General features: G+C 60.4%; 3 protein-coding genes and 1 pseudogene. 1 reads left to right on the top strand and 3 read right to left on the bottom strand.

The window, feature by feature from the left end:
- From KGB29_RS25900 to KGB29_RS25890, 3 genes and pseudogenes are all read right to left on the bottom strand, one after another.
- Positions 1-227, bottom strand: a pseudogene (locus KGB29_RS25900) (transcriptional regulator); the annotation flags it as partial.
- Positions 227-709 (bottom strand): RNA polymerase sigma factor, encoded by a 483-nt coding sequence (locus KGB29_RS25895; protein WP_371319480.1) that lies wholly within the window; start codon positions 707-709, stop codon positions 227-229. The gene KGB29_RS25895 and the pseudogene KGB29_RS25900, both read right to left, overlap by 1 nt.
- A gap of 66 nt (positions 710-775) precedes the next feature.
- Positions 776-1,318: a tetratricopeptide repeat protein gene (locus KGB29_RS25890; RefSeq protein WP_150814039.1), complete on the bottom strand. Its 543-nt coding sequence runs from the start codon at positions 1,316-1,318 to the stop codon at positions 776-778.
- Here KGB29_RS25890 and KGB29_RS25885 point away from each other — a divergent pair.
- Positions 1,317-1,562: hypothetical protein (locus KGB29_RS25885; protein WP_223616499.1), on the top strand; the 246-nt coding region annotated here is incomplete at its 3' end. The two genes, KGB29_RS25890 and KGB29_RS25885, sit on opposite strands and share 2 nt — an antisense overlap.

Below are 1,562 nucleotides of genomic sequence, written 5' to 3'. Positions count from 1 at the left end.
GGTGAGGGCAGTGTGGCGAGCATGGTTTGCAGGCGATCGACCGGCGCCTGTCGGGTCAGTTCATCGTAGGCGTCCTTGAACGGCAGGCTGCTGCGATCCAGCCATTGCAGGCGCAGGCCGAGCATCGGGTCGGCGCCGATGGCCGCGTCGATGCGCGAGCGCTGCTCGGCATCGAGTTGGTTGTCGAGGTAAGCCACCAGTTGTTCGTCCGAGGGTATCGCGTTCATCAATGTTCTCCTCGGTTAGGGGTGGGCACCGTGTGCAACGGTGGATATTCGGCCAGTTTCGCCCGAGCGGCGGCCAGGCGACTCATGACGGTGCCGATGGGCACTTGCAGCACCTCGGCGACTTCGCGGTAGGACAAGCCTTCGACATAGGCGAGAAACACCGTTTCGCGCTGGGCCTCGGGCAAGGCATCGACGCGGCGGATGACCTGCGCTGCCAACACGTGGGTTTGCGCCACGGATTCTCCATCGAACGACAAGGCCTGATCGGCGTCTATCTGGCCCTGCCCCTGGCGCACCCGCCGGGCGCGGACTTCGTTGAGCCAGATCGAATGCAGAATGCTCAGCAGCCAGTGGTCCATGCGCGTCCCTTGCACGTATTGCCCGGCCCGTTCCAGCGCCCGCAGGCAAGTGGCTTGCACCAGGTCATCGGCGACATGCCGTTGCCGGGACAGCAGCAGGCCGTAGCGCCATAAACGCGCCAGATGCTGGTTCAGTTCCGTTCGTATTGCCTGATCGCTGGCGATGGCGACCTCCGTCCGCTCGGGTTGTCAGGTTTTCGATGAGCCGTTGATGGCTTCGGCCAGGTCCTGGTACTCCTCGCATTGAGTACTGCCACAGATGGATTCGATCTGCCGCAGTTGCTCCTGTGCAAGATCCAGCCGGCCTTTGACCACATAGGCTTCGCCGAGGTATTCGCGGACCTGCGCATATTGCGGGTCGAGCTTGACCGATTGCAGGTAATAGCCGATGCCTTCGTCGGTACGTCCCAGTTTACGCGTGGCGTAGCCGCGATAGTTCAACGCTTTTGCGGTATTTGGCTGTTTCAGCGTGTCGAGCAGGGCCAGGGCTTCTTCATAACGCCCGTCCTTGGCCAGTCGATAGGCATAGTTGGTACGGTCTTCGTCCGGCACCAGGCTACTGGTCTGCCGGACGCAACGTTTCGATTTGCTGTCGAACACCTGACCTTTCGGGCAGTTGGGTCTGATGGGCGCGTCTTCGTCCCCGCCACCGCCGTTGGCCAGGGCGAGGGAACCGGACAACGCAACGGCCAGCAACAGAGGGGGCGTCAGAACAGCAAAACGAATATTCATGGGCTTTGCTCCAGAGCTTCATGGGTTCATATCAGGTCGCGTCCGCCAGACGCAGTGCAAGGTTGATGTGACGAAAACACCACAACATGAACAATTATTCGTTATGTCCTGGCGGTGTTTTTCAAGGAAAGCTCATATCGGGGCGGATGCATGTTTTTTGCCTTGCGTAGTGTTGTGTGCGCTGAAGAACCCTGTGGGAGCGGGCTTGCTCGCGAAGGCGGAGTGTCAGGCAGCATTAATGTTG

The sequence above is a fragment of the Pseudomonas sp. BF-B-30 genome (genome assembly GCF_019956305.1).
GTDB classification, from domain to species: domain Bacteria; phylum Pseudomonadota; class Gammaproteobacteria; order Pseudomonadales; family Pseudomonadaceae; genus Aquipseudomonas; species Aquipseudomonas jessenii.
The sequence above is the reverse complement of the archived record's forward strand: the minus strand, read 5'-3'. Positions and strand labels throughout refer to the sequence as shown.

Excerpts from the sequence above, each read along its gene's own strand:
- KGB29_RS25890 (WP_150814039.1), bottom strand. The coding sequence starts at position 1,318 with ATGAATATTCGTTTTGCTGTTCTGACGCCCCCTCTGTTGCTGGCCGTT.